Annotated in this window: 17 protein-coding genes; 10 read left to right on the top strand and 7 right to left on the bottom strand. The window is 73.8% G+C overall.

Annotation, left to right across the window (positions count from 1 at the left end):
* Nucleotides 1-25 precede the first annotated feature (25 nt).
* Together ACZ6CZ_RS02070 and ACZ6CZ_RS02065 are read right to left on the bottom strand one after the other, a co-directional pair.
* Nucleotides 26-1,312 (bottom strand): deoxyguanosinetriphosphate triphosphohydrolase, encoded by a 1,287-nt coding sequence (locus ACZ6CZ_RS02070; RefSeq protein WP_469013364.1) that lies wholly within the window; start codon nt 1,310-1,312, stop codon nt 26-28.
* A 61-nt stretch (nt 1,313-1,373) separates the two neighbouring features.
* Nucleotides 1,374-2,228, bottom strand: coding sequence for a sirohydrochlorin chelatase (locus tag ACZ6CZ_RS02065; RefSeq protein ID WP_469013361.1), 855 nt, complete (start codon nt 2,226-2,228; stop codon nt 1,374-1,376).
* Nucleotides 2,229-2,428: 200 nt separating this feature from the next.
* On the opposite strand from ACZ6CZ_RS02065, the gene ACZ6CZ_RS02060 reads away from it, so the two are divergent.
* The 9 genes from ACZ6CZ_RS02060 (at nt 2,429) to ACZ6CZ_RS02020 (ending at nt 12,945) form a co-directional block, all read left to right on the top strand.
* Nucleotides 2,429-3,106 (top strand): SanA/YdcF family protein, encoded by a 678-nt coding sequence (locus tag ACZ6CZ_RS02060; protein WP_469013359.1) that lies wholly within the window; start codon nt 2,429-2,431, stop codon nt 3,104-3,106.
* 116 nt (nt 3,107-3,222) lie between these two features.
* The gene (locus tag ACZ6CZ_RS02055; RefSeq protein ID WP_469013352.1) at nt 3,223-5,388 is read left to right on the top strand and encodes a molybdopterin oxidoreductase family protein; all 2,166 of its coding nucleotides are present in this window, start codon (nt 3,223-3,225) and stop codon (nt 5,386-5,388) included.
* A gap of 305 nt (nt 5,389-5,693) precedes the next feature.
* The gene (locus ACZ6CZ_RS02050) at nt 5,694-6,215 is read left to right on the top strand and encodes a hypothetical protein (protein WP_469013349.1); all 522 of its coding nucleotides are present in this window, start codon (nt 5,694-5,696) and stop codon (nt 6,213-6,215) included.
* Nucleotides 6,216-6,327: 112 nt separating this feature from the next.
* Complete coding sequence (locus tag ACZ6CZ_RS02045; RefSeq protein WP_469013347.1) at nt 6,328-6,948, top strand: class F sortase; 621 nt, start codon at nt 6,328-6,330, stop codon at nt 6,946-6,948.
* Between the two features lie 257 nt (nt 6,949-7,205).
* On the top strand, nt 7,206-8,438 hold the full coding sequence (locus ACZ6CZ_RS02040) for an NAD(P)/FAD-dependent oxidoreductase (RefSeq protein ID WP_469013341.1): 1,233 nt from the start codon (nt 7,206-7,208) through the stop codon (nt 8,436-8,438).
* Complete coding sequence (gene nirB, locus ACZ6CZ_RS02035) at nt 8,438-11,047, top strand: nitrite reductase large subunit NirB (protein WP_469013337.1); 2,610 nt, start codon at nt 8,438-8,440, stop codon at nt 11,045-11,047. The genes ACZ6CZ_RS02040 and nirB overlap by 1 nt, the downstream gene beginning before the upstream one ends.
* Nucleotides 11,044-11,394: a nitrite reductase small subunit NirD gene (gene nirD, locus ACZ6CZ_RS02030; RefSeq protein ID WP_469013332.1), complete on the top strand. Its 351-nt coding sequence runs from the start codon at nt 11,044-11,046 to the stop codon at nt 11,392-11,394. Before nirB ends, nirD begins: the two co-directional genes overlap by 4 nt.
* 116 nt (nt 11,395-11,510) lie before the next feature.
* Nucleotides 11,511-12,095, top strand: a complete 585-nt coding sequence (locus ACZ6CZ_RS02025) for a TetR/AcrR family transcriptional regulator (RefSeq protein ID WP_469013328.1) — start codon at nt 11,511-11,513, stop codon at nt 12,093-12,095.
* Between the two features lie 82 nt (nt 12,096-12,177).
* Complete coding sequence (locus ACZ6CZ_RS02020; protein ID WP_469013324.1) at nt 12,178-12,945, top strand: SDR family NAD(P)-dependent oxidoreductase; 768 nt, start codon at nt 12,178-12,180, stop codon at nt 12,943-12,945.
* A gap of 4 nt (nt 12,946-12,949) precedes the next feature.
* Here ACZ6CZ_RS02020 and ACZ6CZ_RS02015 read toward each other — a convergent pair whose 3' ends face one another.
* The 4 genes from ACZ6CZ_RS02015 to ACZ6CZ_RS02000 all read right to left on the bottom strand — a co-directional run bounded on the left by ACZ6CZ_RS02015 (nt 12,950) and on the right by ACZ6CZ_RS02000 (nt 16,496).
* The gene (locus ACZ6CZ_RS02015) at nt 12,950-13,783 is read right to left on the bottom strand and encodes a carbohydrate ABC transporter permease (RefSeq protein ID WP_469013319.1); all 834 of its coding nucleotides are present in this window, start codon (nt 13,781-13,783) and stop codon (nt 12,950-12,952) included.
* Nucleotides 13,776-14,678, bottom strand: a complete 903-nt coding sequence (locus tag ACZ6CZ_RS02010) for a carbohydrate ABC transporter permease (protein ID WP_469013317.1) — start codon at nt 14,676-14,678, stop codon at nt 13,776-13,778. The genes ACZ6CZ_RS02015 and ACZ6CZ_RS02010 overlap by 8 nt, the downstream gene beginning before the upstream one ends.
* On the bottom strand, nt 14,675-15,931 hold the full coding sequence (locus tag ACZ6CZ_RS02005; RefSeq protein WP_469013316.1) for an ABC transporter substrate-binding protein: 1,257 nt from the start codon (nt 15,929-15,931) through the stop codon (nt 14,675-14,677). The genes ACZ6CZ_RS02010 and ACZ6CZ_RS02005 overlap by 4 nt, the downstream gene beginning before the upstream one ends.
* A 127-nt stretch (nt 15,932-16,058) precedes the next feature.
* Nucleotides 16,059-16,496, bottom strand: a complete 438-nt coding sequence (locus ACZ6CZ_RS02000; protein ID WP_469013313.1) for an ATP-binding protein — start codon at nt 16,494-16,496, stop codon at nt 16,059-16,061.
* Nucleotides 16,497-16,794: 298 nt separating this feature from the next.
* Between ACZ6CZ_RS02000 and ACZ6CZ_RS01995 the strand changes: the two genes are divergently transcribed.
* On the top strand, nt 16,795-17,592 hold the full coding sequence (locus ACZ6CZ_RS01995; protein WP_469013310.1) for a GntR family transcriptional regulator: 798 nt from the start codon (nt 16,795-16,797) through the stop codon (nt 17,590-17,592).
* Nucleotides 17,593-17,800: 208 nt separating this feature from the next.
* On the opposite strand, the gene ACZ6CZ_RS01990 is transcribed toward ACZ6CZ_RS01995, so the two are convergent.
* Nucleotides 17,801-20,872: an FG-GAP-like repeat-containing protein gene (locus ACZ6CZ_RS01990; RefSeq protein WP_469013308.1), complete on the bottom strand. Its 3,072-nt coding sequence runs from the start codon at nt 20,870-20,872 to the stop codon at nt 17,801-17,803.
* Nucleotides 20,873-20,917 lie beyond the last annotated feature (45 nt).

Raw genomic sequence — 20,917 nt, 5'->3', positions numbered from 1 at the left:
CAGGCCACGCAGGGTCACGTTTCCTTCACGCCCGCCCCGTCAGTCTCGCGTGTGACGAGCGGGCGGCGGCGTCGGTGAGGGAGGCGATCTGGTCGACGATCACCCGCTTGCGGGCGTGGTCGTCGGGCGCCGCGTCGAACAGCGCGCGGAACTGCGGCTCCAGACCGTCCGGGGCGCGGGCGGTGAGCGCCTCGGCCAGCTCGGCGACGACCACCCGCTGGTCGGCGCGCAGCCGCTCCTGCTCGGCGCGCTGCATGACGTAGCGGTCGGCGACCGCCTTGAGGACGGCGCACTCCATGCGGGCCTCGCGCGGTACGACGAGTTCGGCGCCGTACCGGGTGAGCCGGCCGCCGCCGTACGCGGCGCGGGTGGCGCCCTCGGCGGCCAGGCAGAAGCGGCCGATGAGCTGGCTGGTGGCGTCCTTCAGCCGGGCCTGCGCGACGGCCGTGCCGTCGTAGCCGTGCGGCCACCACTCCTGGTCCTGGAGGCGGTCGAGGGCGGCGGCGAGTTCCGCCGGGTCGGTGTCCGCGGGCACGTACCGGCTGACCGCGACCGCGAAGACCGCCTGACGCTCGGGTTCCGCTTGCAGGCAGCCCGGGTCGATGTGCCCGGCGTGCAGGCCGTCCTCGACGTCGTGCACCGAGTACGCCACGTCGTCCGACCAGTCCATGACCTGCGCCTCGAAGCAGGTCCGGGTGCCCGGCGCCTCCTTGCGGACCCAGTCGAAGACCGGGCGGTCGTCCTCGTACACCCCGAACTTCCGCGAGCCGGGGTCGGTGGGGTGGGCGCCGCGCGGCCAGGGGTACTTGGTGGCCGCGTCGAGGGTGGCCCGGGTGAGGTTCAGGCCGACGGAGCCCTCGGCGGTGAACCGCTTGGGCTCGATGCGGGTGAGCAGCCGCAGCGACTGGGCGTTGCCCTCGAAGCCGCCGCAGTCGTCCGCGAACTCGTTCAGCGCCTGCTCGCCGTTGTGCCCGAACGGGGGGTGGCCGAGGTCGTGGGAGAGGCAGGCCGCCTCGACGAGGTCGGGGTCGCAGCCGAGGGCCGCGCCCAGTTCCCGGCCGACCTGGGCGCACTCCAGCGAGTGCGTGAGGCGGGTGCGGGGGCTGGCGTCCCAGGCCGGGCTGCGGGTGCCGGGGGTGACGACCTGGGTCTTGCCGGCCAGCCGGCGCAGCGCCGCGCTGTGCAGCACGCGCGCGCGGTCGCGCTGGAAGGCGGTGCGGCCGGGGCGTTTGTCCGGCTCGGGCGCCCAGCGTTCGGCTGACGCCGGGTCATAGCCGGTACGGGACGAGGGTGCGGTGCCGGTGCCTTCCATACCTCGACAGTAGACGTCGGCGGTGACAATCGGTCGGCGGCGGTCGCGCGCGCGTGGCCGGTCAGGCCGAGGCCAGCGCCCCCGCGGCCGGCTCCAGCGGGGCCGCCAGTGCCTGGTCGTAGCGGTGCAGGACCAGGCGGGCCAGCGCCGGGTGGGCGCCCAGCGGGGCCGCGGCCACCCCGGGGGCGGCCTGCGCGCACTGGGTCGCGAAGCGGCCGGGGGCGGTGAAGCAGGAGGCGACGGCCACCCGGTGGCGGCCGCGGGCGGCCAGGGCGCGCAGGGCCGTGGGGACCGCGGGGGCGGCCGCCGAGGCGTAGGCGGGGATGACCGGCACGCCGAGCCGGGCGGCGAGGAGGCGGGCGGTGCGCCGGGTGTCGGCGGCCGAGTCCGGGTCGCGGGAGCCGGCGGCGGCCAGCACGACCGCGCTCTCGCGTCGCGCGGCCTCGTCCGCCGGGGGGCGCCAGCCCGCCTCGGTCAGGCGGGCGTGCAGGGTCTCGGCGAGCAGCGGGTGCGGGCCGAGCGGGGCGGCCACGCGGGTGCGCGCCGGGGACGCCGCGGCCAGTTCCGGGATGTCGTGCTTGACGTGGTAGCCGCGGGCCAGCAGCAGCGGTACGAGGACGGCGTGGGCGGCGCCGAGCCGGTCGAGGGTGTCCGGGAGCAGCGGTTCGTTCAGCTCGATGTGGCCCAGGTGGACCGGGACGCCGGGGCGCAGCCGCCGTACCCGCTCGGCGAGGGCCCGGACGGTGTGCGGCGCGCGCGGGTCGCGGCTGCCGTGGGCGACCAGGACCAGCGCGGGCGGCGCGGTCCGGCGCCGGCCGGCCGGCGGGACCGGGGCGGTGCCGGTGCCGGGCCGGTGACCGGGGGTGCCGCCGCGCGGGGCGCGGGGGCCGCCGGGGAAAGGGGTGGACGCCGTCATGCGACGATCCTGCCGTGTGCAGGTTGCGCTCCCGTTGCCCGGCCGTCACGGGTGTTTTCCGGGCCTTCACGGCGCCGGGCCGCCCGCTGTGAGGCGCCGCGGAGAACCGGATCACCGCGGTACGCGTCCTCCCTGACCGGACGCGCACCGCCGCCGGCCGGGGGCCGGCGAACCGTTTCGGCAGGACTGGGGGACACGGAATGAGGATCGGCCGACCGCGGCTGCCGCGCACGCGGACCGGGTGGCGCAGGCTGGTGCGGGCCGTGGTCGCGGGGTGCGTGCTGGCACTGCTCCCGGCCACCTGGCTGCGTCTGTCGACGGCCGGCCGGCTGCACTCCGCGGCGGACGTGCCGCGCGCCGACGTCGCCGTGGTGTTCGGGGCGGGGCTGTGGCAGGGCGAGCCGTCGCCGTACCTGGCGCACCGGCTGGACGCGGCGGTGACGCTGTACCGCACCGGACGGGTGAAGGTGCTGCTGGTCACCGGGGACAACAGCCGCCGGGACTACGACGAGCCGGACGCCATGCGCGCCTACCTCACCGCGCGCGGTGTCCCCGCTTCCCGCGTGGTCGGCGACTACGCGGGCTTCGACACCTGGGACTCCTGCGTGCGCGCCAAGCGGATCTTCGGTGTCGACCGGGCCGTCCTGGTCAGCCAGAGCTTCCACATCCGCCGCGCGGTCGCCCTGTGCGAGGCGGCGGGCGTCGACTCCTACGGCGTGGGCGTCGACGACCGGCACGACACCACCTGGTACTACGGCGGCGCCCGTGAGCTGTTCGCGGCGGGCAAGGCGGCCCTGGACGCGACGCTGCGGCCCGGGCCCCGCTTCCTGGGCCCGAAGGAGCCGGGAGTGGCGAAGGCCCTGGCCGACGGCCGCTGAACCGTCCCCTCCCGCCTCACCTCACCGCGCCGCACCGGCGGCGGGGAGGCCGCCGTCCCGGCCGTGTAACAGGATCCCGACACGGCGCGTAACACGGGCGACGCACGCTGAACGGCATGCGGAACACCGTCACGCCCACGCACTGCCCGTACTGCGCCCTGCAGTGCGGGATGAACCTCGCGCCCGCCCCGGACGGGACCGTCGAGGTGCGCGAGCGCCCGGACTTCCCGGTGAACCGGGGCGCGCTGTGCGGCAAGGGGCGTACGGCCGCGCAGGTGCTGTCACCCGCGGTGCGGCTGACCTCGCCGCTGGTGCGCCGCGGCGGCACGCTGGTGCCCGCCTCCTGGGAGGAGGCCCTGGACCGGATCGCCGGAGAGCTGTCACGCGCGCGTGCGGCGTACGGCGCGGACGCGCTCGGCGTGTTCGGGGGCGGCGGGCTGACGAACGAGAAGGCGTACGCGCTCGGCAAGTTCGCGCGGGTGGTGCTGGGCACCTCGCAGATCGACTACAACGGCCGCTTCTGCATGTCCTCGGCCGCGGCCGCCGGCACGAAGGCGTTCGGCCTGGACCGGGGGCTGCCGTTCCCGCTGGAGGACATCCCGCGGACCGGCTGTGTGATCCTGGTCGGCTCCAACCTCGCCGAGACCATGCCGCCGTCCCTGCGCTTCTTCAGCGAACTGCGGGACAACGGCGGCACGCTGATCGTCGTCGACCCGCGCCGGACCAGGACCGCCGAGCAGGCCGACCTGCACCTCGCGCCCCGGCCCGGCACCGATCTCGCCCTGGCGCTCGGCCTGTTGCACCTGATCGTGGCCGAGGGCCGCACCGACGAGGCGTACATCCGGGCACGCACCACCGGCTGGGCGGAGGCCCGGGCGGCGGCGATGGCGCACTGGCCGGAGGAGGTGGAGCGGATCACGGGGGTGTCCGTTCCGCAGCTGCGGCAGGCGGCCCGGATGTTCTGCGAGCCTGAGAACGCCATGGTGCTCACCGCCCGCGGCCCCGAGCAGCAGTCCAAGGGCACCGACACCGTCGGCGCGTGGATCAACCTCTGCCTGGCGACCGGCCGGGCGGGCCGCCCGCTGTCCGGGTACGGCTGCCTGACCGGGCAGGGCAACGGGCAGGGCGGCCGCGAGCACGGCCAGAAGGCCGACCAGCTGCCCGGTTACCGCAAGCTCGACGACCCGGCGGCCCGGGCGCACGTGGCCGAGGTGTGGGGCGTGCACCCGGACAGCCTGCCCGGCCCGGGCCGCAGCGCCTACGAACTGCTGGACGCGCTCGGCGGGGACGTCCGCACCCTGCTGCTCATGGGCTCCAACCCGGTGGTGTCGGCGCCGCGGGCCGCGCACGTCGAGGAGCGGCTGCGCTCGCTGGACTTCCTCGCCGTCTGCGACGTCGTCCTGTCGGAGACGGCGGCCCTCGCCGACGTCGTCCTGCCGGTCACCCAGTGGGCCGAGGAGACGGGCACCACGACCAGCATCGAGGGCCGGGTCCTGCTGCGCCGCCGGGCCGTGTCCCCGCCCGACGGCGTGCGCGGCGACCTGGAGGTGCTGCACGAACTCGCCGCCCGGCTGGGCGTGGAGAAGGGGTTCCCGACCGACCCCGAGGAGGTCTTCGACGAGCTGCGCCGGGCCAGCGCGGGCGGCCCGGCGGACTACTCGGGCATCACCTACCGCCGGCTGGCCGAGGAGAACGGGGTCTTCTGGCCCTGCCCGGCGCAGCCGCACCCCGCACAGGCGCACCCCGCCCAGGCGTACCCGGCGGACGCCGGTCGCGGTGAGCCCGGCGCGGACCCCGCCGCCGCGCACCCGGGCACCCCGCGTCTCTTCCTCGACCGCTTCGCCACCGAGGACGGCCGCGCGCGCTTCGTCGCCGTGAGCCACCGGCCGCTCGCCGAGGAGCCGGACGCCGAGTACCCGCTGCTGCTGACCACCGGCCGGGTGGTGGCCCAGTACCAGTCCGGCGCCCAGACCCGGCGGGTGGCCGAGCTGAACGCGGCCGCGCCCGGCCCCTTCGTCGAGCTGCACCCCCGCCTCGCCGCCCGGCTCGGCGCGGCGGACGGCGACCCGGTGGCCGTCGTCTCCCGCCGGGGGCGTGCGGTGGCGCCGGCCCGGATCACCGCGGCCATCCGCCCCGACACCGTCTTCATGCCCTTCCACTGGCCGGGCGAGGGCCGCGCCAACACCCTCACCAACCCCGCCCTCGACCCCACCTCGCGGATGCCGGAGTTCAAGGCGTGCGCGGTCCGCGTCGAGACGGTGGACGGCCCGGCGGCCGCCTAGGACCTCTCGTCCGGATCGGACCGCCTGCCCCGCGTCCCCGTGTCCTGCCGGGCCGTCACCCGTTCACCGGCGCCGGCCGCTCCATTCGTGTGCTCTTGCGGCCTCCCGTCCGCCGCACCCGGGTGCGCGCCCGTGACCTGGCGCGATCCCCGCGCCGATCGCCCGTGTGGAGGCGGGCCGGTGACACCCGTTCATCCCATTCCTGACGGACCCTCAGCAAGCGGGCCGGGCCGAGTGCCACTTACCTCGGAAGGGCAGGGGCGCGCCCCCTGCACGACTCGGACGAGTTCTAGCTAGGGAGCACCATGCGACGCACCGCCCGTCTGCTGAGCGGTACCGCGCTGGCCGTCGCGGCGGCGGGCCTCGCCACCGCACCCGCGTACGGCGGTGCCCCCGGCCGCCTGGACGTCTACCCCACCACCGCGGTGCCCGGCGCCCAGGTGACGGTGAACACGGCGGACTGCGGCGCCGAGGGCACGGCGCTCGGCGACGCGGGCGCGGTCGGCGCCGGGACGTTCACCCTGGCACCCAGCGCGCACCAGGGCGAGGCGATCGGGCAGTTCCGGGTGCCGCCGAGCGCGCAGCCGGGGACGTACGAGATCGTCGCGCGGTGCGGTGAGGGCGACCGGCAGGTGGCGGGCGACCTGGTGGTGGCGCTGGGCGGGACGCACGAGCAGGTGCAGCCCCGGGGCAGCGTGAAGACGGGGGTCGGTGGCGCTCTTGGCCCCGACTCCGAGCACACCGCGGCGGGTGTGGCGGCTCTGGCCGTCGCCGCCGCGGGCGGTACCTGGCTCCTGCATCGCCGGGCGAGAGGCGACGGGATCTGACGGACACCCTCCGCTGTCCGTCCGCCGGTACCGCAAGCCCCGCCCCCTCCGGGTCCGATGCCCCTCGTGGCCCGGAGGGGGCAGGGGGTTCAGCTCCGTCAGAGGGGTTCGCATGCGCAGGTTCGGGGACACCGCCATAGCCGCCGTCACCCTGGTGGCCCTGACGTCCGGCGTCTGGCTGCTCGGGGCCGGTGCGGGCACCCACGCCCCGCCGCAGCCCTCCGCCGCCGAGGGCCGCCCCGACCCGGCCGAGGAGCGGCTCGCCGCCCCCGCGCTGGCGCCCTCCCTGCCGACCCGCATCCGCATCCCCGCCATCCACGTCGACGCCCCCCTGATGGGCCTCGCGCTGACCGCCGCCGGCAGCCTGGACGTGCCGCCCCCCGAGCAGAAGAACCTGGCCGGCTGGTACCGGGCCGGCACCATCCCCGGCGAGCGGGGCACCGCGATCGTCGCCGGGCACGTCGACAACACCGAGGGCCCCGCCGTCTTCTTCGGCCTCGGCGCCCTCAAGCGCGGCGCGGTGGTGGAGGTGGACCGCAAGGACGGCAGTGTGGCGGTGTTCACCGTGGACGCGGTCGAGGTCTACGCGGCGCGTGACTTCCCCGACGAGAAGGTCTACGGCGCCGCGCACCGCCCCGAGCTGCGGGTGATCACCTGCGGGGGCGGCTACTCCCGGTCGACCGGCTACCAGGGCAACGTGGTGGTCTTCGCCCACCTCACGGGCAGCCGCTGAGCCCGCCCCGACCCGGCCGGGCCGGGCCGTAGCCGCGCGGTCTCCGCGTCGTACACGATGGCCCCTGCACCGACCCGGCGGAACGCGGCCGGTCCCCCGCCGCCCCGCCCCGCCCGGCCCCCGGCGGGGCCTCACCGGCCTCCCCGCGCCGCCCGCAGGTCCCTCACACGCCCGGGCCGCGTCCGCTGAGGGCAGCGTTCCGCGCGGGAAACAACGGTGATGCCGCCGGGTAACCTCGGCACCGCACGCTGCGGTACATGACCTCGAATGCGCGTGTGGTGGTGATCGGCGCCGGCCTCGCGGGCGTACGTCTCGCCCGGCTCCTCGGTGAGCTGGGCACGCCCGCGCTGCTCGTCGGCGAGGAGCGGCACGACCCCTACAACCGGGTGCTGCTCGCCGAGGTGCTGGCCGGCCGGTACGCGCCCGAGGTGATCGCGCTCCCCGCGCCCGCCGACCTGGTCCGCGCCCGGGTCACCGGCATCGACCGCGCCGCCCGCCGGGTGGAGTGCGCGGACGGCTCGGTGATCGGCTACGGCACGCTGGTCCTGGCCACCGGCTCCAACCCGGTGCTGCCGCCGCTGCGCGGCCTGTTCACGCCGGACCACCGGCTCCCCGAGGGCGTCCACGCCTTCCGCACCATGGACGACTGCCTGGGCCTGTCCCGGGCGGTGCGGCCCGGGGTGCGGGCGGTCGTCGTCGGTGGCGGCCTGCTCGGGGTGTCGGCGGCCCGGGCGCTCGCGGTGCGCGGCGCGCAGGTGGTGCTCGCCCAGCAGGGCGAGCGGCTGATGGAGCGCCAGCTCGACCCGGACGCCTCCCGGCTGGTGCTGCGGCACCTGACGGGCCTGGGCGTGGAGGTGCACACCGAGTGCCGGGTGCGGGACGTGCGCTGCGTCGGCGGCGCGGTCCGCTCGGTGGAGCTGGCCGACGGCTACGCGCTCGACGCCGACCTCGTCGTCCTCGCCTGCGGGGTGCACCCGCGCACCGCTCTGGCCCTGGAGGCGGGCCTGGCCGTCCACAAGGGGATCCTCGTGGACGACGAACTGCGCACCTCCGACCCGCACATCCACGCCGTCGGCGACTGCGTCCAGCACGCCGGCACGGTGTACGGGCTGGCCGCCCCGGCCCTCGAACAGGCCGAGGCGCTGGCCCGGCTGCTCGCCGGGGACACCGGCGCCCGCTACACCGGGACCCGTTCGCTGACCCGGCTGACCCTCACCGGCGCCGACGCCGCCCGCTCCGCCCTGTCCCCGTTCGACCTGGCCGCCTTCGGCGAGACCGAGCCGCGTCCCGGCGACGACGTCGTGCGGCTCACGGACGCCACCCGGGGCACGTACCGCAAGGTCGTCGTCCGCGACGACCGCCTGGTCGGCGGGGTCCTCGTCGGCGAACTCGGCACCGTCGGCGCGCTCGCCCGCGCCTGGGAGGGAGCAGAGCCGCTCCCCGGTGACGGCCCGCTGCTCCACCTGCTCACCAACGATGGAGGCTCCTGATGTCCACGACCGCACCCGCCGGCGACCGCTCCCGGCCCACGATCGTGCTCGTCGGCCACGGCATGGTCGGCCAGCGCTTCCTCGAAGCGCTCGCCGAGCGCGGTCTGACCGCCACGCACCGGGTGGTCGTGCTGTGCGAGGAGCCGCGTCCCGCCTACGACCGCGTGCAGCTCACCTCCTACTTCTCCGGCCGTACGCCCGAGGAACTGTCGCTGACGGACGCCGGCTTCATCACCGGCCACGGCATCGAGCTGCACGTCGGGGACCCGGCGCTGACGGTGGACCGGGACGCGCGCCGGGTGACCGCCCGCTCGGGCCTGGCCGTCGACTACGACGTGCTGGTCCTGGCGACCGGCTCCTACCCGTTCGTGCCGCCCGTGCCGGGCAAGGACGCCGAGGGCTGCTTCGTCTACCGCACGATCGAGGACCTCCTCGCCATCGAGGAGTACGCCAGGACCCAGGCCACGACCGGCGCGGTGGTCGGCGGCGGCCTGCTCGGCCTGGAGGCGGCCGGCGCCCTGAAGGGCCTCGGACTCACCTCGCACATCGTGGAGTTCGCGCCGCGGCTGATGCCCGTCCAGGTCGACGAGGGCGGCGGCGCGGCGCTGCTGCGCACCATCGAGGAGATGGGCCTGAGCGTCCACACCGGCGTCGGCACGCAGGAGATCGTCACCGGCGCGGACGGCGCGGTCACCGGCATGAAGCTGTCCGACGGCTCCGAACTCGCCACCGACCTGGTGGTGTTCTCCGCCGGTGTCCGCCCCCGCGACCAGCTGGCCCGCGACTGCGGCCTGAACGTCGGCGAGCGCGGCGGCATCGCGGTCGACGAGCAGTGCCGCACCGTGTCCGACCCGCACGTCTTCGCGATCGGCGAGTGCGCGCTGGCCGCCGACGGCCGGGTGTACGGCCTGGTGGCCCCGGGGTACGAGCAGGCCGAGACGGTGGCCGCGACCATCGCCCGGGACGAGGCGGCGTTCACCGGCGCCGACCTTTCCACCAAACTGAAGCTGCTCGGCGTCGACGTGGCGTCCTTCGGCGACGCGCACGGCGCCACCGCGGACTGCCTGGACGTCGTGTACTCCGACTCCCGCGCCGGTCTGTACAAGAAGCTGGTCATCGGCCGCGACGGCACCCTGCTCGGCGGCATCCTGGTCGGCGACGCGGAGGCCTACGGCACCCTGAAGGCCTTCACCGGCTCGGTCCCGCCGGTGGCCCCCGAGTCGCTGGTGCTGCCCGCCGGCGCCGGCGCCCCGGAGCGGCTCGGCCCGTCCGCGCTGCCGGACGAGGCGGTCATCTGCTCCTGCCACAACGTCTCCAAGGGCACGATCCGCGGCGCGGTCACCGAGCACCACTGCACCACCGTGCCCGAGGTGAAGAAGTGCACCAGGGCCGGCACCGGCTGCGGCAGCTGCGTCAAGGTCCTCGGCCAGCTGGTCACCGCCGAGCTGGAGGCGAGCGGCGTCGAGGTCGACAAGGGCCTGTGCGGCTGCTTCGCGCAGACCCGCGAGGAGCTGTACGAGATCGTCCTCGCCCTGCGCGTCACCACCTACCAGGACCTGCTCGACCGCTACGGCCGCCCGGAGGCGCGGGGCGGCGACGGCTGCGACGTCTGCAAGCCGGCCGTCGGCTCGATCATCGCCTCGCTGGCACCGGCGATCGGCGCCAGCGGCTACGTCCTGGACGGCGAGCAGGCGGCCCTCCAGGAGACCAACGACCACTTCCTGGCCAACCTCCAGCGCAACGGCTCCTACTCGGTCGTGCCGCGCATCCCCGGCGGTGAGATCACCCCGGAGAAACTGATCGTCATCGGCGAGATCGCCCGCGACTTCGGCCTCTACACGAAGATCACCGGCGGTCAGCGCATCGACCTGTTCGGCGCGCGCGTGGAGCAGCTCCCGCTGATCTGGGCGCGGCTGGTGGACGCCGGCTTCGAGTCGGGCCACGCCTACGGCAAGGCGCTGCGCACGGTGAAGTCCTGCGTCGGGCAGACCTGGTGCCGCTACGGCGTGCAGGACTCGGTGCGCATGGCGATCGACCTGGAGCTGCGCTACCGGGGCCTGCGCTCCCCGCACAAGCTGAAGTCGGCGGTCTCCGGCTGCCAGCGGGAGTGCGCGGAGGCCCAGTCGAAGGACTTCGGCGTGATCGCCACCGCCAACGGCTGGAACCTGTACGTCGGCGGCAACGGCGGTGCGACCCCGCGCCACGCCGACCTGCTCGCGCAGGACCTGAGCGACGCCGAACTGGTCCGCCTGATCGACCGGTTCCTGATGTTCTACATCCGCACCGCCGACCGCCTGGAACGCACCTCCACCTGGCTGGAGCGCATCCCCGGGGGCCTGGACCACGTCCGGGACGTGGTGGTGGAGGACTCGCTCGGCATCTGCGAGGAGCTGGAGTCGCTGATGGCGGCGCACGTGGCGGGCTACCGCGACGAGTGGGCCGAGACCATCAACGACCCCGAGAAGCTCTCCCGCTTCGTGTCCTTCGTGAACGCCCCGGACACCCCCGACCCGGTCGTCGGCTTCGTCCCCGAGCGGGACCAGATCAAGCCCGACCTGCCGTTGCTGACCATCGGCCACCGTCCCCTGGAAGGAAGCGCCCAGCGATGACCCTGGCACCCGAGACCACCGACCTCACCGTCCAGCTCAAGCTGTCCGACGACTGGCTGACGGTCTGCGACCTGACCCAGCTGCTGCCCGGCCGGGGCGTGGCCGCCCTGCTCCCGGACGGCACCCAGGTGGCGCTGTTCCGCGACCGCGCGGGCCGGCTGTACGCCGTCGACAACCGTGACCCCTTCACCGGCGCCGCGGTCCTCTCCCGCGGCCTGACCGGCACCCACCAGGGGCGGCCCTTCGTCGCCTCGCCGCTGCTGAAGCAGCGCTTCGACCTGGAGAGCGGCCAGTGCCTCGACGAGGACGCGGTGCGCATCGCCACGTACGAGGTGCGGGCGTACTAGGGCCGGGCGCGGGCCTGCGCGGGCCTGCGCGGGCTGGTCGCGGGCCTGCGGAGGCCGGTCGTTCCCGAAGACGCTTTTCTTGACCGGTCGTTCCATTACTGCCTAGGCTGCGGACCGTGGCCAGGACCAAGGAGTTCGACCCCGAGGCCGCGCTGCAGGCAGCCCTGGAGCTGTTCTGGCGGCGCGGCTACGAGGCGACGTCGGTGTCCGACCTCACCGAGCACCTCGGCATCGGGCGGGCGAGCCTCTACGCGACCTTCGGCGGCAAGCGCGAGCTGTACCTGAAGGCGCTGGAGCGCTACGACCGCGCCGGGCTGCCGCCGATGGTGCGCGAGCTGTCCCGGCCGGGCCCCGCGCTGCCGGCCGTGCGCGCGGTCGTACGGCGGTACGCGGCCGAGTCGGGCGACGAGCGGCTGCGCCTGAACGGCTGCCTGATCACCAACACGGCGGCCGAACTGGCCCCGCACGACCCGGTCGCCGCCCGGCGGGTGGAGCGCAACTGGGACCAGCTGGAGACGGCGCTGCACTCGGCGCTGGCCCGTGCCCAGGCGCAGGGCGAACTGCCCGCCGAACGCGATCCGCTCGCCCTGGCCCGCACCCTGCTGGTGCTGCTGCAGGGCCTGCGGGTGGTCGGCAAGGCGTCCTCGGACCCGGCCAGGGTGCGGGACGCGGCGGAACAGGCGCTGGCGCTGCTCGACTGAGATCCGACCGGGACCGGGGGCGGGCGGCGCCCCCTTTTTTTCGCCGCCATATTGGATCGCTCGGTCAAGAAAAGGGGAGATCATGACCAGCATGCGCTTCGACGGCAGGACCGCCCTCGTCACCGGTGCCGGCTCCGGCATCGGCCGGGCCGTCGCCCTGGCGTTCGCCGCCGAGGGGGCACGGGTCGTCGTCGCCGGGCGGCGGCCGGCGCCGCTGAAGGAGACGGTGGCCCTGATCGAGGCCGGGGGCGGCACGGCGCTGGCCGTCACCGCCGACGTCACCCGGGCCGCCGACGCCGAGGCCCTGGTGGCCGCCGCGGTGGACGGTTTCGGCTCCCTCGACGTGGCGGTCAACAACGCCGGCGTCTTCCGCGGCGGACAGCCCCTCGCGGACCTCCCGGAGGACGACTGGCACACCCAGCTCGCCGTCAACGTCACCGGCGTCTTCCTGGCGCTGCGCGCCCAGGTGCGCCGGATGCGCACCCAGCCGTCCGGCGGCGCGATCGTCAACGTGTCGTCCACCTTCGGCCCGCACACCACCGCCGCCGGGGCCGCCGCCTACTCCGCCGGCAAGGCCGCCGTGACCGCGCTCAGCCGGGGCACCGCACTGGACCACATCCGCGACGGCGTCCGCGTCAACGTGGTCAGCCCCGGCGCCACCGCCACCCCCATGTCCCTGCGCCCCGGCGAGAGCGAGGCGGACCGCGCCGAACGCGCCCGGGCCACGCTGCCGCTCGGCCGGATCTCCGCCACCGAGGAGGTCGCCGCCGCCGTGCTGTACCTGGCCTCCGACGACGCGGCCTCCGTCGTCGGCACCGATCTGGTGGTGGACAGCGGCGGCTCCCTCTGAGCGGTCAGTCGATCCCGGAGCGCTCCACGCCCGCCACGATCCACCGCTGGAAGCACAGGAACACCACCAGCAGCGGCAGCACCGACACGGCCGCCGCCACGAACAGCTCGTGCAGCCGGACCACCTGGGCCGTGGTGAACGACGACAGCGCCACCTGCACCGTCCAGGAGCCCTGGTCCTGCCCGATCACCAGCGGCCACAGGAAGGAGTTCCACGCGCCGAGGAAGACGATCGTGCCGACGGCCGCGAACACCGGCCGGGCGTTCGGCACGACGACCAGCCAGTACGTCCGCCAGTACCCGAGCCCGTCGACCTGCGCCGCGTCCTCCAGCTCCCGGGGGAAGCCGAGGAAGTACTGCCGGAAGACGAAGCAGGCGAAGGCGGAGAACAGGGTCGGCACGATCAGGCCCCGCAGGGTGGAGATCCAGCCCAGCGACGACACCAGCACGAAGCTCGGTACGAAGGTGACGGCGGCCGGGACCAGCAGGGTGGCGAGGATGCCGTAGAAGACCTTGGCCGCGTGCCGGTAGGGGATGCGGGCGAGGCCGTAGCCCGCGAGGGAGGCCAGGAGCACGGTGCCGAGGGTGGTCGCGACGGCGATCAGGGCGGAGTTGAGCAGGGACCGGGCGAAGGGGACGGACGGGTCCTCGAACAGCTCCCGTACGTTCCCCCACCGCACCTCGCGGGGGAAGAACGTCCAGTCGGGCGAGGTGATGTCCCGCTCGCTCGCCAGCCCGTTGCGCAGCAGCAGGTAGAAGGGGATCAGGAAGAGCAGGGCGAGGGCGGTCAGCAGCACCAGCCGCAGCGCCCGCCCGGCGCGGACGAGGGCGTCATCCATCGGGGTCCGTCCTTCCCAGCCGCAGCCAGCGGGCTTGCCCCACCGTCACCAGGGCGATCAGCAGCGCGAGGACGACGGCGCCCGCGCTGCCCAGGCCCAGGTTCTGCCCCTGACCGAGGGCGGTGTAGTAGAGGTAGACCAGGGGCGGGCGGGCGTAGGGCGGGTAACCGCGGGCGTCCGACAGGAGGTTGTAGAACTCGTCGAACGCCTGGAACGCGTTGACGAGCAGCAGCAGGACGACCGCGACGGAGGTGGCCCGCAGCTGGGGCAGCGTGATGTGCCGCAGCACCGTCCAGCCGGGCCGCGCCCCGTCCACCGCGGCCGCCTCGTACAGCACCGGGTCGATCCGCTGGAGCCCGGCGAGGAAGAGGATCATGTAGAAGCCCGCCTGGAGCCACAGCCGCACGCTCACCACGACCAGCCAGTACCAGGGCGGATCGGTGCCGGCCAGCCAGGCCACCGGCTCGCCGCCGAACCAGCCCAGCACGGTGTTGGCCAGCCCGAACCGCACCCCGCTGAACAGCGACATCTTCCAGATCAGCGCCGCGACGACATAGCTGCACGCGGCCGGCAGGAAGAACACCGACCGGAAGAACGCCTGGAAGCGGCGGACCCGGTGGACCATGAGGGCGAGGGCCAGGGACGCCGCGTAGGTGACCGGCACGATGAAGGCGCTGAAGACGGCGAACGTCCGCAGGCTGCCGGTGAACGCGTCGTCGCGCAGCACCGCCGTGTAGTTGTCCAGCCCGACGAAACGGGTCGGCGTGACGGTGTTGTGGGCGTCGAAGAAGCTGAGGGCGACGCTCCACAGCAGCGGAACCCACGTGAACACGGCCAGCCCGAGCGCGAAGGGCCCGACGAAGACCCAGAACCACAGCGTCCCGCGCCGCCTCACGGCTTCTTCTTCACCCGGTCGAGCTCCGCCGACACCTTCCGTACGACGGTGCGCAGCTCGCTCGCGGCGTCGGCGCCGCTCCTGATGACACGGCTGAGCGCGTCCTGGTAGGCGGTCTGGCCGGCCGGGGTCCACAGCAGGGGCTGGGCGTAGCCGTGCTCGGTGGTGAAGCGGACGGCGTCGGCGGCCGCCCCCGAGCGCAGCCGGGTGGCCTTCCGGGCGAGGGAGATCCGGGCGGGGATGTGGAAGCCGTAGGAGAGGGCGAAGTCCTGCTGGTAGTCGGTGCGGTCGACCCACAGCCACTTCACGTACGCCAGGGCCGCCTCCCGGTGCGGGCTGCGCGCGCTGACGGCGGCGCCGTAGGCGCCCACCGGGACCGCCGGCCGGCCGTGCGCGCCGTCCGCGGGGAACGGCAGCACCCCGAAGTCGTCGCCGAGTTCCTTCTGCACCTGCGGCAGCGCCCACAGCCCGCACCACTGCATCGCGGTCAGCCCCTGGAGCAGGGCGGACGGATCGGACCAGTCGGCGGGGGCGCCCAGCAGCAGCGACTTGTCGGTGTACAGCTGGCGCAGCTTGGCGAGGGTGCGGGCGGCGGCGGGATCGTCGAAGCCGACGCGGCCGTCGTCGGTGACCAGGCTGAGTCCCGCCGCGTACAGCGGAGTCCCGCCGAGCACGCCCGCGCCGCCGTCGTTGCCGAGGAACAGCCCCTTGACCTTGCTGCCGGTCAGCGCCTTCGCCGCGTCGACCAGGGCGTCCAGCGTGGTGGGCGGCTCGACCCCGGCGTCCTTCAGCAGGCTCTTGCGGTAGTAGAGCAACTGCATGTCGATGACCTGCGGGACGCCCCAGATCTTCCCGTCGTACGTCTTCGGCGTGAGCACGGCCGGGTTGAAGTCGTCCCGCACGCCCTCCAGCAGCTCCGTCACGTCGGCCACCTGGCCGCCCCGGATCTGGTCCAGGGTGGGCCCGTTGACCTCGAACACGTCCGGCCCGGAGTCGGTCAGCAGCGCGGCCGCGGTCTGCTGGTCGTAGTTGCCCGGCCGCCACTGCACGCTGACGTCGGCCTTCCGGTACGCGGCGGCATACCGCCGCACGGCCTGCTGCGTACCGGCCTCGCCGTACTGGTGGTACCACTGCGACAGCCCCGGCCCCGAACCCCCGCCACCGCCCCGCCCGGTGTTCGACCCACACCCGGTCAGCAGCCCCGCCCCCGCGCCCGCGCTCGCGGCCAGCAGAGTCCTACGGCTGATCGTCATCCTGTGCCCCCTGACGTCCGTCACCGATGCACGGCCCAACGATCAACCATGCGGGGCGATTACGAAAGGGGGGTTGCGGGAGTGTGTCGACCGAGGGGTGTTGGCCGAGGGAGGGGACCCGCGCCCTTCACCCGGGCCAGGCGTCGGCCATCACGAAGGAGACCACCGCTCCCCCGAAACGGCTCGGCCCGCAGTCCCAGGAAGCGGCGACGGCATCGGCCAGAAGCAGCCCGCGCCCGTGCGCGTCCTCGGCCTCCGGCCGGCGCAGGCGCACACTCGCCGGGAGACCCGGACTGTGCACCTCCACACGCAGCGACGTCCCGTCCCGGAACCACTCGACCCTGACGAGCCACTCGTCGTCCGACCGCCCGTGAAGGATCGCGTTGGTCACCAGCTCCGAGATCATCAGCACGCAGTCATCGACCGAACAGAGCGGGTGGTACGGCGCGATGAACTTCCGGAACCAGCGCCGGGCCCGGGCGGCGGACTCCGGAACCGGCTGCAAGATCATCGAACCGAGCCGTGGTGACGGCTCACGGGGACACCGGTCGATCTCGAAGGTCATCCGCGCTCACTCCTTGCCGCTGCCGTCGTAAAGGCGGCAGCGCCGGCTTCGGCCGCCGATCCGTCTCGATCGGCGGCCACGGGACTCGACTCGGTGACGGCATGCAGACACCGCTCATCTGAGAGGCCCGAACGCACCTCTCTATACATCTCAGCATGGCGACAGATCTCTAGAGAAGTCAAGTGAAGCCGTGAGGGCGGAACAGCCCCTCCCGACAAGCCGTGCACCCGACTACGGGCAGACAGCGAGCCCCAGACCTATGGCCTAAGGTGTCTAGAGAAGCGAGGAGGGTTTCGGAATGGCCACTGCCGACGAAGACCGCCGGCCCAAGTACCAGCGGATTGCGGACTCCCTGCGCGAGGCGATCCAGTCGGGCGAGTACGGTCCCGGTGATCGGCTTCCGGGAGAGAACGACCTCATGGCCACGTACGGCGTGGCCCGCATGACAGCTCGCCAGGCACTCGGCGTCCTACGGGATGAAGGCCTGGCCGAAGCCCGCAAGGGCGCCGGCGTGTTCGTGCGGTCCTTCCGTCCGCTGCGACGCCGAGGCATCCAGCGACTGGCGAGCGACCAGTGGGGCAACGGCCGTTCCATCTGGTCGGCGGACATCGAGAACCGGGCCCTTGTGGTCGACCGGATCACCGTGTCCGAGGAGTCAGCGCCTGATCGCATCGGCGCGGTCCTGGACCTGGCGGACGACGAGATGGTCTGCGTGAGGCGCCGGCGCTTCGTCCTGGACGGCAAGCCGGTCCTGCTCGCGACGAGCTACCTCGCCATGTCCGTGGTCGCCGGGTCCGCCATCACCCAGGAGGACACCGGACCGGGCGGCACGTACGCGAGGCTCGCCGAACTCGGACACGAGCCGGTGCACTTCCGCGAAGAGATCCGCTCACGCATGCCGTCGAAGGACGAAGCCGGCCGGCTGGACATGTCCACGGGCACCCCGGTCATCCTCATCTGCCGCACCGCGTACACGCACGACGGTCGCGTCGTAGAGGTCAACGAGATGACCCTGGACGCCGCCTCGTACGTCTTGGAGTACGACTTCGACGCAGCCCCGGGAGCTGCCCCGACCAACGTGTCCGGTACCAGGTGATCGCTTGGCGCTGGGCCTGGACTGGGGCATCGCCGGGAGGCGGGGCGTCGCCTCCGGCTCCTACGGGGTGAACGACCACCTGCGATCCGTACGCTGATCGGCATGACGCGATGGATCGTCGCGGCAGGCGAGGACGCGACGCGGTCGCCTGCCGCGGTGCTTGACGCCGCGCATCACGACGGGTTCGCCGCCGTCGCGGGGCCGGGCCTCAGGACACGCTTTTGTAGCCCTGCCACCCCGAGGCGATCTTCGTGCGGGATCCGAACGACCCAGAGCCGTTCCCGCTGTTGCGCCACAGGTTGCCGGAGGTGTCGCGGGAGACGATGTCCGCCCGGCCGTCGCCTGTGATGTCGCCGACGCCCGCCACGATGTTGTACGACGAGCCCCAGCCGGAGGCTACCTTGACGCGTGACTTGAAGCCGCCGGAGCCATTGCCGTCGTAGCGCCAGAGAGTGTGGGAGCGGTCCTGGGCCAGGAGGTCGCCGCGGCCGTCACCGTTGAAGTCCCCGACACCCACGATCTTCTTGTAGCCCGACCAGTTCGCGGCGATCCGGACCCGTGCGGACAGCTTCCCCGTGCTCGTGGCCTTGTACAGGAACACCTCGCCCGTCGACACCTTGCGCGCGATCAGATCGGGGCGCCCGTCACCGGTGACGTCCCCGGGTGAGGTCAGCACGTCGTACTGGTTCCAGCCGGTGCCCAGCGAGGTGTGCGGGGTGCTCGTGAGGAAAGCCTGCCCCCGCATGGTCCGATACACCCGCAGTTCGCCGCTGCTGAACCGGACGAGGATGTCGTTGCGGCGGTCGCCGTTGACGTCACCGAACGGGACGAGCGTCACGGAGGAGGGCCACCCCGAGGCCGACATGCTCTTGCCGAAGGCGCCCGTACCCGTGCCCGGCCGATAGCTGACGACGCCGGACGAGGTGAGGGTCAGCGCGTCGCCGGTCCCGTCGGGCGCCCACGTGCCGCTGTTGGTGAAGTCATGGCGTACGGCGGCTCCGTCGGACACCTTCACCGTCTGCGACACCGTCAGCGCCGGTCCCGAACCGTCGGCGGGCGGAGCCGTCAGACGGAAGGTGTACGTGCCGTTGGGAACGAGTGCGCCCTTGCTGTCGCGCGTGTCCCACCGCGCGGTCAGGGTGCCGCTCACCTCGCCGCCGGAGAAGGTACGGACCACAGCGCCGGTGGCCTTGCTGGTGAGCGTGGCCGTCCAGGAGGCGGCGGGCTTGGAGAGCAGTCCGCGCCACTGCCACCACGGGGCGCCGGCCGCGCTGCTGTCCCACGCGTTGTCGGTCACCTTGAACTCGACGACGGCGAGCCGCTGGGTGGCGGCCCCGCTGGGGACGAGGTGAATCCGCTCGTTGGCGTCCACGTAGGCCGCGGGACCGCCGAACTTGTCCACGGTCCAGGTCACTCCGCGCAGGCTGGAGGTGCCCGCCGCGAGGTCGCCGATCCTGTGGGTGGTCGCGGTGCCGTCGGAGAAGGCGGTGAGGAGGAGCGCCCCGGCCGAGGTGTCGTGCCGGACGAGGTAGCCGTCACCGAGCAGCGCCTGGCCGGACGGGACGGGGATGCTTCTCCTGGTCGTACGGTCCCAGACGCCGGCCGTCGCGGTCGGGCCGCAGGACCAGTAGATCCAGCGGCCCACCGCCTGGAGTTCCTTGGGGACGCACGGGGCGCCGGTGCTGACGGTGTCGATGGTCTTGCCGGTCTTCAGGTCCTTCGCGGTGACGACACCGGTGCCGGAACCCGGCGTCCAGAGGCTGGTCCCCCAGACGGAGGCGGCCGTCACGGAGCGGGTGACGACGGGTTGCAGGTCGCTGTGGACGCCGAGGTCGCCGACGTACTGCTTGGCGGGAGAGGAACCGTTGACTATCGCGTAGCGGCCGGTGACGTCGAGGACGCTTCCGGAGGCCGAGGGCAGATAGAAGAAGCCGGCCTCGTCGGATCCGTCGAGGGACTGGACGTACGAGCCGGTGGGACCTGACTGAGCGGTGAACGTCACCGCACGGCCGTCCCCGGTGGCGTACGGGCCCACCCCGAGGACGTCCCACTTCCGCCAGGTCGGCGCACCCGGCGTTCCGTCGGCGGCGATCCGCCTCGTGTAGTAGGCGCCCAGGAAGCTGCTGTCGGCCTCTTCGGTGGCCATGGTGCCGTTCTGCAAGGACAACCGGCCGATCTTCGCCGCCGTCGGCGGTACGGCGGTCAGCTCCGTCAGCGCCGGGGTGTCCGTCCCCGTGTCGGTGATCCTGCGTACCGCCCAGTGCCGGGCGTCGGTACCGCCGACGGCCAGCAGACTGCCGTCCGGTGCCGTGACGAGGGAGCTGTTCGCGTGCCGGAGCAGGGTGAGCGGGTCACCGCCGGTGAGGGGGACGGCCATGAGCCGCTCGCCGGACTTGTCGACCGAGTCGTACGGGTCCGACGGCACGGAGCGGGCCACCACCAGCCAGCGCCCGGCGATGCCCACGTACGGGGTGCCCTCCGTGCCGGGCAGCGTCACCGTCGTCGCGGCCGCGGAGAGGTCGGCGCGGCGCAGGACGTGCGCCACCGTGAGGTCGGACCACCAGACCAGCCGGTCGGCGCTCAGGGCGACGCCCGTCGGGGCGACGGGTACGGCCACATCGCCGGTGACCCTCGCGGCGGCCAGGTCCACCAGCGCCAGGTGCCGCGCCCCGTTGGCCAGCGCGTAACCGACGACGGCGGTACCGCTGTCGCCGCCCAGAACGCTGAAGTTGGCCGTGATTCCGGTCGGCCAGCCGTCGACCGGGGTGCCCGCGGCGGGTGCGCCGTCGCCGTACAGCCACAGCACACGATCGCCGTCGGTGTCCCGGGCCTGGGTCAGCACGTGGGCGCCGAAGGTCGCCGCGTACGTGCCGTGGGTGAGGGCGACGTCCGTGGTGGTGCCGGAGGACAGGTCTCTGAGGACCACCTTCTCGGTGGGTGAGACCACATCGGCCACGACGTCGGACGACGATCCCAGGTAGGCGGGGACCTCGAGTCGCGCCAGGTCGCCCAGCGAGGTCGTCGTACCTGTGTCGTACGACGTCCACAGGTAGCCGGAGCGCCCCTCCTGGGCATGCAGGTAGCCATGAGGGCCGGCACTGCGGAGCCGATCCCCGGTCGGGACGTAGCGGTCCGCCTGGAAGACGTTCTCCGCCGTGAGGGCGGTGCTCGCGACGCCATTGTCCGCGTCGGCTGGGACGGCGAGCGGGCCGGGACCGGCGGTCACGGTGAGGACCGCCAGCGCGGCGACGACGCCTCGGGCGGTAGTACGACGGGCCATCGTCGCTCCTGGGCTTCTCAGCACGATGTGCGGACGGGACGGCCG

The organism is Streptomyces sp. NPDC041135 (assembly GCF_055592085.1).
This window is presented reverse-complemented; position numbering and strand designations above follow the sequence as displayed.

Excerpts from the sequence above, each read along its gene's own strand:
- nirB (WP_469013337.1), top strand. The coding sequence starts at position 8,438 with ATGTCCACGACCGCACCCGCCGGCGACCGCTCCCGGCCCACGATCGTG.
- ACZ6CZ_RS02065 (WP_469013361.1), bottom strand. The coding sequence starts at position 2,228 with ATGACGGCGTCCACCCCTTTCCCCGGCGGCCCCCGCGCCCCGCGCGGC.
- ACZ6CZ_RS02055 (WP_469013352.1), top strand. The coding sequence starts at position 3,223 with ATGCGGAACACCGTCACGCCCACGCACTGCCCGTACTGCGCCCTGCAG.
- ACZ6CZ_RS01995 (WP_469013310.1), top strand. The coding sequence starts at position 16,795 with ATGGCCACTGCCGACGAAGACCGCCGGCCCAAGTACCAGCGGATTGCG.
- ACZ6CZ_RS01990 (WP_469013308.1), bottom strand. The coding sequence starts at position 20,872 with ATGGCCCGTCGTACTACCGCCCGAGGCGTCGTCGCCGCGCTGGCGGTC.
- ACZ6CZ_RS02000 (WP_469013313.1), bottom strand. The coding sequence starts at position 16,496 with ATGACCTTCGAGATCGACCGGTGTCCCCGTGAGCCGTCACCACGGCTC.
- ACZ6CZ_RS02015 (WP_469013319.1), bottom strand. The coding sequence starts at position 13,783 with ATGGATGACGCCCTCGTCCGCGCCGGGCGGGCGCTGCGGCTGGTGCTG.
- ACZ6CZ_RS02045 (WP_469013347.1), top strand. The coding sequence starts at position 6,328 with ATGCGCAGGTTCGGGGACACCGCCATAGCCGCCGTCACCCTGGTGGCC.
- ACZ6CZ_RS02050 (WP_469013349.1), top strand. The coding sequence starts at position 5,694 with ATGCGACGCACCGCCCGTCTGCTGAGCGGTACCGCGCTGGCCGTCGCG.
- ACZ6CZ_RS02005 (WP_469013316.1), bottom strand. The coding sequence starts at position 15,931 with ATGACGATCAGCCGTAGGACTCTGCTGGCCGCGAGCGCGGGCGCGGGG.
- ACZ6CZ_RS02040 (WP_469013341.1), top strand. The coding sequence starts at position 7,206 with ATGACCTCGAATGCGCGTGTGGTGGTGATCGGCGCCGGCCTCGCGGGC.
- ACZ6CZ_RS02020 (WP_469013324.1), top strand. The coding sequence starts at position 12,178 with ATGACCAGCATGCGCTTCGACGGCAGGACCGCCCTCGTCACCGGTGCC.
- ACZ6CZ_RS02060 (WP_469013359.1), top strand. The coding sequence starts at position 2,429 with ATGAGGATCGGCCGACCGCGGCTGCCGCGCACGCGGACCGGGTGGCGC.
- nirD (WP_469013332.1), top strand. The coding sequence starts at position 11,044 with ATGACCCTGGCACCCGAGACCACCGACCTCACCGTCCAGCTCAAGCTG.
- ACZ6CZ_RS02070 (WP_469013364.1), bottom strand. The coding sequence starts at position 1,312 with ATGGAAGGCACCGGCACCGCACCCTCGTCCCGTACCGGCTATGACCCG.